The organism is Streptomyces thermovulgaris (assembly GCF_002155915.1).
Classification (GTDB): Bacteria; Actinomycetota; Actinomycetes; order Streptomycetales; family Streptomycetaceae; genus Streptomyces; species Streptomyces thermovulgaris.
In genome coordinates this window covers 1-7,309 of sequence record NZ_MUME01000142.1, presented here as the reverse complement: position 1 = coordinate 7,309, position 7,309 = coordinate 1, and the positions used below count along the sequence as shown (strand labels likewise).

The following is a 7,309-nucleotide window of genomic DNA, read 5'->3' as shown; positions in this document are numbered from 1 at the left end:
GGGACCGCGACCCTTGGGGGAATACCCCCTAGGGGTATAGTGTTGTCGCAGGGGCGCGGTCCCGTGGGCCTCGCGCACCCCATGCGGCACGACCCGCACAACACAGCACGATCGAGGAGTAGCCATGACCGACCGGACCGACACCCCGGACACCGCCGCCGTCACCACCGTCTACAAGGTGAGCGGGATGAGCTGCGGGCACTGCGAGGGCGCCGTCTCCGCCGAGATCTCCGAGCTGCCCGGCGTCAGCTCGGTGAAGGCCGTCGCCTCCACCGGCGAGGTCACCGTCGTCTCCGCGGCCCCGCTCGACGAGGAGGCGGTGCGCGCCGCCGTGGACGAGGCCGGCTTCGAGCTCGTCGGCACGGTCTGACGGAGCCCGGCAGCACCGCTCCACCCCTCCCCTCCGCCGTCTGGAGTTCCCGGATGAACACCTCCACCGCCCCGCGGACATCCCCGGCCGACCGGCCGGACCTCACCGAGGTCGAGCTGCTCATCGGCGGGATGACCTGCGCTTCCTGCGCGGCCCGCGTCGAGAAGAAGCTCAACCGCATGGACGGCGTCACCGCGACGGTCAACTTCGCCACGGGGAAGGCCAGGATCGCCCACCCTCCCGAGGTGTCCGTCGACGATCTGATCGCCACCGTGGTGAGGACGGGCTACACGGCCGAGGAGCCCCCGCGGCCGGAACCGGCGCCGGAACCGGAAGCCGGGGCGGAGCCGGCCGAGCGGCAGACGCCCCCGGATCCCGAGCTGGACTCCCTGCGCCGCCGTCTGATCGTCTCCGCGGTCCTCGCCGCCCCCGTCGTCCTGCTCGCCATGGTCCCGGCCCTGCAGTTCGACCACTGGCAGTGGCTCTCGCTGACCCTCGCCGCGCCGGTCGTCGTCTGGGGCGGCCTGCCGTTCCACCGGGCGGCCCTGACCAACGCCCGGCACGGCGCCGCCACCATGGACACGCTGGTCTCGATCGGCACCCTGGCCGCGTTCGGCTGGTCGCTGTGGGCCCTGTTCCTCGGTCATGCGGGCATGCCCGGGATGCGCCACGAGTTCAGCCTCGCCGTCTCCCGGACGGACGCGTCCTCCACGATCTATCTGGAGGTCGCCGCCGGAGTCGTGGCGTTCATCCTGCTCGGCCGTTTCCTGGAGGCCCGCTCCAAGCGGCGGGCGGGGGCCGCGCTGCGGGCGCTGATGGAGCTGGGCGCGAAGGACGTCGCCGTCCTGCGCGACGGGGTGGAGACCCGGGTCCCGGTGTCCGCGCTGGCCGTCGGCGACCGGTTCGTCGTACGGCCCGGGGAGAAGATCGCCACCGACGGCACGGTCGTCGAGGGCACCTCGGCGGTCGACGTCTCCATGCTGACCGGCGAGTCGGTGCCGGTGGACGTCGGTGTCGGCGACCCCGTCACGGGCGCCACGGTCAACGCGGGCGGCCGTCTGGTGGTCGAGGCCACCCGGGTCGGCGCGGACACCCGGCTCGCGCGGATGGCGCAGCTGGTCGAGGACGCGCAGAACGGCAAGGCCGAGGTGCAGCGGCTGGCCGACCGGATCTCGGCGGTCTTCGTGCCGGTCGTCCTGGTCATCGCCCTGGGCACCCTGCTCGCCTGGCTGTTCGCCACCGGTGACGCGACCGCGGCCTTCACCGCGGCCGTCGCGGTGCTGATCATCGCCTGCCCGTGCGCGCTGGGCCTGGCCACACCGACCGCGCTGATGGTCGGCACCGGCCGGGGCGCCCAGCTCGGCATCCTGATCAAGGGTCCCGAGGTGCTGGAGTCCACCCGCCGGGTCGACACCGTCGTCCTGGACAAGACCGGCACGGTCACCACGGGCCGGATGACCCTCCAGGAGGTGCACACCGCCGAGGGCACCGACGAGAAGCAGCTGCTGCGCCTCGCGGGCGCCCTGGAGCACGCCTCCGAGCACCCGGTCGCCAAGGCCATTGCCGCCGGCGCCGAGGAGCGGGTGGGACCGCTGCCCCCGGTCGAGCACTTCGAGAACGTCCCCGGGCGGGGCGTACGCGGGCGCGTGGAGGGCCACGACGTGACCGTGGGCCGGTTCGAGGACGTCGCCGCCGGGCTGCCCGAGGAGGTGGACCGCGCCCGCCGCGAGGCCGAGCGCGAGGGCCGTACGGCGGTCGTCGTCGGCTGGGACGGGGCGCCCCGGGGTGTCGTCGCCGTGGCCGACGCGGTCAAGGAGACCAGCGCCGAGGCCGTACGGGAGCTGCGCGCGCTGGGGCTGCGCCCCATGCTGCTGACCGGGGACAACCGCACGGTCGCCGAGACCGTGGCGCGGGCGGTCGGGATCGACCCCCAGGACGTGATCGCCGAGGTGCTGCCGCAGGACAAGGTCGACGTCGTCCGGCGGCTCCAGGCCGAGGGGCGGAGCGTGGCCATGGTCGGCGACGGCGTCAACGACGCGGCCGCGCTCGCCACCGCCGATCTGGGCCTGGCGATGGGCACCGGCACGGACGCCGCCATCGAGGCCGGCGATCTGACCCTGGTGCGCGGCGATCTGCGGGTGGCCGCGGACGCCATCCGGCTGTCCCGGCGGACCCTGGCCACCATCAAGGGCAACCTGGTGTGGGCCTTCGGCTACAACGTGGCCGCGCTGCCCCTGGCCGCCGCCGGGCTTCTCAACCCGATGATCGCGGGGGCGGCGATGGCGTTCTCCTCGGTGTTCGTGGTCACGAACAGTCTGCGGCTGCGGACGTTCCGTTGAGATCACGACTTCTGACGGAAGTCAGAGACCCTCTAGAAGTCCAACGCGTGCCTCACATAAGCTCTTCACAAGGCTCACGCATCATCCTTACCCTGGAGTCCCGTTCACCGTACGTGGACTCCTGTGTACGGAACGGACATGCGCGAGAGACTCAGATCACAGTGATGTGAACGTAACCATCGAAGGGGTTCGAAGGTCTAAGTTGGCGGTTGTCATTGTCGGGCAGCGTCTTGGGGGGCGCTGACCGGCAACCGGGGATGTCTTGGGGGACTTCCTCGGAGATGCGTTGCCGGGGCAGGTACAGCGGGAAGCTTTGAGCGGCCCTCCCGTGCGTGCGCTGTCCCGGCAGACCGCACCGGCAGCACGACTGCACCGGCGGTACGGCTGCGGTGCACAAGCGCGGTGGGTTCCGCTCGCCGTGCGCCCAGCGATTCAGGCGCTGGCCCTCACAGACGCCCGGCCGGATCCCGTGGGGGGAATCCGTACCGGGACATGGGAAGGCGCCCTGGTCGCCGGCCCGTGGGGGGACCGGCGTCACCGGGGCGCCTTCCGCTTTCTCACCGTCTCCTCGGGCCCGGCACGGCCCAGGGGAGCCCTCGGGCCCGATGCGAGGCCAAGGCCCCGCACCCGCCGCACGAGCGGACACGGGGCCGGGAGAACCGAGGTGCCGGCTCAGCGCTCCTCGACGGGGACGAAGTCGCGCTTGACCACACCGGTGTAGATCTGGCGCGGGCGGCCGATGCGGGAGCCCGGCTCCTTGATCATCTCCTGCCACTGGGCGATCCAGCCCGGCAGGCGGCCGATGGCGAACAGCACCGTGAACATCTCGGTCGGGAAGCCCATGGCCCGGTAGATCAGACCGGTGTAGAAGTCCACGTTCGGGTAGAGCTTGCGCTCGACGAAGTAGTCGTCGGACAGCGCGTGCTCCTCCAGCTTCAGGGCGATGTCGAGCAGCTCGTCCTTCTTGCCCAGCGCGGAGAGCACCTCGTGGGCGGCAGCCTTGATGATCTTGGCGCGCGGGTCGAAGTTCTTGTAGACCCGGTGGCCGAAGCCCATCAGGCGGACGCCGTCCTCCTTGTTCTTCACCTTGCGGATGAAGGCGTCGACGCTGATGCCGGAGTCACGGATGCCCTCGAGCATCTCCAGCACCGACTGGTTGGCGCCGCCGTGCAGGGGGCCCCACAGCGCGCTGATGCCGGCCGAGATCGAGGCGAACATGTTGGCCTGCGAGGAGCCGACCAGGCGGACCGTGGAGGTCGAACAGTTCTGCTCGTGGTCCGCGTGCAGGATCAGCAGCTTGTCCAGCGCGGAGACCACGATCGGGTCCAGCTCGTACTCCTGGGCGGGGACCGAGAAGGTCATGCGCAGGAAGTTCTCGACGTAACCGAGGTCGTTGCGCGGGTAGACGAAGGGGTGGCCGATCGACTTCTTGTACGCGTACGCCGCGATCGTCGGAAGCTTGGCGAGCAGGCGGATGGTGGAGAGGTTGCGCTGCGTCTCGTCGAACGGGTTGTGGCTGTCCTGGTAGAACGTCGACAGCGCCGAGACCACCGACGACAGCATCGCCATCGGGTGGGCGTCGCGGGGGAAGCCCTTGTAGAAGTTCTTGACGTCCTCGTGCAGCATGGTGTGCTGCGTGATGTTGTACTTGAACGCGGCGAGCTCGTCGGCGGTCGGCAGCTCACCGTTGATCAGCAGGTAAGCCACCTCCAGGAAGGTGGAGCGCTCGGCCAGCTGCTCGATCGGGTAGCCGCGGTACCGGAGGATGCCCTTCTCACCGTCGAGATAGGTGATGGCGGATTTGTAGGCGGCCGTGTTGCCGTACCCGCTGTCCAGGGTCACCAGACCCGTCTGGGCGCGCAGCTTCCCGATGTCGAAGCCCTTGTCGCCGACGGTACTGTCGACCACCGGGTAGGTGTACTCGTTACCGTCGTACCGCAGTACTACAGAGTTGTCGCTCACGTCTTCCCTCACCGACGTAGTGCCTCATCTTTGAGGTGCCCTGACTGTCTCTACCATCCCCCATTTGGCTCAGGAGAGTGCACTCGGGGTCGACCATTGGGCTTGTCGGCGGCACTGAGTGCCGCCAATCCGCTCATCTTGCCCGCTCGCTCCGGCCACGGGAAGTCCTGTGTGACCTTTGCGACGCATTTGATCGATCATTTTTTGTGACACGGCGTCAGAAAGCGGGTTCCGACTCCGCAAGCAGCGGTTCCCGGCCGTCGAGGAGCCGGTCGGCCGCCCCCGCGGCGGCCAGTCGTCCGGCGAGCCGGAAGTCCAGCGCCGTGCAGCGCCGCCCCGCCGACACCGTGCGCACCGCCTGGCTGATCGCCTTGCGCGAACCGACGAGGACCACCAGCTTCTTGGCCCGGGTGACCGCCGTGTAGAGCAGGTTGCGCTGGAGCATCATCCATGCACCGGTGGTGACGGGGATCACCACCGCGGGATATTCACTGCCCTGGGAGCGGTGGATGGTCACCGCGTACGCGTGTGCCAGCTCGTCCAGTTCGTCGAACTCGTACGGAACCTCCTCGTCCTCGTCCGTCAGCACCGTCAGACGCTGCTCGACCGGGTCGAGCGAGGTGACCACGCCCACGGTGCCGTTGAAGACACCGTTGCTCCCCTTCTCGTAGTTGTTGCGAATCTGAGTGACCTTGTCCCCGACCCGGAAAACCCGTCCGCCGAACCGCTTTTCCGGCAGATCCGGCCGCCCAGGGGTGATGGCCTGCTGCAGCAGGCCGTTCAGCGTGCCGGCGCCCGCCGGGCCGCGGTGCATGGGGGCGAGCACCTGCACGTCCCGGCGCGGATCGAGCCCGAACCGGGCCGGGATGCGGCGTGCGGCCACGTCCACGGTGAGCCGGCCGGCCTCCTCCGTGTCCTCCTCGACGAAGAGGAAGAAGTCCTTCATGCCCTCGGTGATCGGATGCTTCCCGGCGTTGATCCGGTGCGCGTTGGTCACCACACCGGACTGCTGGGCCTGGCGGAACACACGGGTGAGACGGACCGCGGGAATGGGACTGGAGTCGGCCAGCAGGTCCCGGAGGACCTCCCCGGCGCCGACGCTGGGCAGCTGGTCGACGTCTCCGACGAACAGCAGATGGGCGCCCGGCGGCACGGCCTTGACCAGCTTGTTCGCCAGCAGCAGGTCCAGCATGGACGCCTCGTCGACGACCACGAGATCGGCGTCGAGCGGCCGGTCCCTGTCGTACGCGGCGTCCCCGCCGGGCTTGAGCTCCAGCAGACGGTGCACGGTGGAGGCCTCCGCACCGGTGAGCTCGGACAGCCGCTTGGCGGCACGGCCGGTGGGCGCGGCCAGCACGACCTTCGCCTTCTTCGCCCGGGCGAGCTCCACGATCGAGCGCACGGTGAAGGACTTGCCGCACCCGGGGCCACCGGTCAGCACGGCCACCTTCTCGGTCAGCGCCAGCTTCACGGCCGCCTCCTGCTCGGGGGCGAGCTCGGCCCCCGTACGGCTCTTGAGCCAGCCCAGCGCCTTGTCCCAGTCCACGCTCCGGAAGGACGGCAGCCGGTCGGCCTCGGTGCGCAGCAGGCGCAGCAGCTGGGAGGACAGGGAGATCTCGGCACGGTGGAAGGGCACGAGGTAGATGGCGGTGACCGGGTCGCCTCCGTCGTGCCCCGGCACCTTCTCCCGTATGACCCCGGGGTCGCCGCCGTCCTCCGGCGGCTCGGCGAGCTCGGCGAGGCACTCGATGACGAGCCCGGTGTCGACCTGGAGCAGCTTGACCGTGTCCGCGATCAGCCGTTCCTCGGGCAGGAAGCAGTGCCCCTGGTCGGCGGACTGCGACAGCGCGTACTGCAGTCCCGCCTTGACGCGCTCCGGGCTGTCGTGCGGGATGCCGACGGACCGGGCGATCTTGTCGGCGGTCAGGAAGCCGATGCCCCAGACGTCGGCGGCGAGCCGGTAGGGCTGGTTCTTCACCACGGAGATGGAGGCGTCGCCGTACTGCTTGTAGATGCGGACCGCGATGGAGGTGGACACCTCGACGGTCTGGAGGAACAGCATCACCTCCTTGATCGCCTTCTGCTCCTCCCAGGCCTCGGCGATCCTCCTGGTCCGCTTGGGCCCGAGACCGGGGACCTCGATGAGCCGCTCGGGCTCCTCCTCGATGATCCTCAGGGTGTCCAGCCCGAAGTGCTGGGTGATGCGGTCGGCGAAGACCGGCCCGATGCCCTTGACGAGCCCGGAGCCGAGGTACCGGCGGATGCCCTGGACGGTGGCCGGCAGGACGGTCGTGTAGTTCTCGACGTGGAACTGCCTGCCGTACTGCGGATGGGAGCCCCAGCGCCCCTCCATCCGCAGCGACTCCCCCACCTGGGCCCCGAGCAGTGCGCCCACCACCGTGAGCAGCTCGCCCGAGCCCCGGCCGGTGTCGACCCGGGCGACCGTGTAGCCGTTCTCCTCGTTGGCATACGTGATCCGCTCCAGGACGCCCTCGAGTACGACCAGCCGCCGCTCCCCGGCCTGCCCCACCCGATTCACCTCCGTGCTCATGCTGCGACGGTACCGCCGGGGTGTGACAGAAGTGGAGAAGCCCAGGGGATCCGGGGGGTGGGGATGCCGGTGCGGGAGGCGGGGCTA

At 70.1% G+C, this 7,309-nt stretch carries 4 protein-coding genes; 2 read left to right on the top strand and 2 right to left on the bottom strand.

What is annotated here, in order from left to right; genetic code table 11:
- Positions 1-124: 124 nt before the first annotated feature.
- A complete protein-coding gene (locus tag CCN35_RS13515; protein WP_067399191.1) occupies positions 125-370 on the top strand; it encodes a heavy-metal-associated domain-containing protein in 246 nt (81 codons plus the stop codon).
- Positions 371-423: 53 nt separating this feature from the next.
- The gene (locus CCN35_RS13510; RefSeq protein WP_067399188.1) at positions 424-2,709 is read left to right on the top strand and encodes a heavy metal translocating P-type ATPase; all 2,286 of its coding nucleotides are present in this window, start codon (positions 424-426) and stop codon (positions 2,707-2,709) included.
- Positions 2,710-3,381: 672 nt separating this feature from the next.
- Here CCN35_RS13510 and CCN35_RS13505 read toward each other — a convergent pair.
- Both CCN35_RS13505 and recD2 read right to left on the bottom strand, forming a co-directional pair.
- Positions 3,382-4,671 carry a citrate synthase gene (locus CCN35_RS13505; RefSeq protein ID WP_067399183.1) on the bottom strand — a complete coding sequence of 430 codons (1,290 nt, stop codon included), beginning with the start codon at positions 4,669-4,671 and terminating at the stop codon, positions 3,382-3,384.
- A gap of 217 nt (positions 4,672-4,888) precedes the next feature.
- A complete protein-coding gene (recD2, locus tag CCN35_RS13500) occupies positions 4,889-7,222 on the bottom strand; it encodes an SF1B family DNA helicase RecD2 (RefSeq protein ID WP_067399178.1) in 2,334 nt (777 codons plus the stop codon).
- Positions 7,223-7,309: the final 87 nt, after the last annotated feature.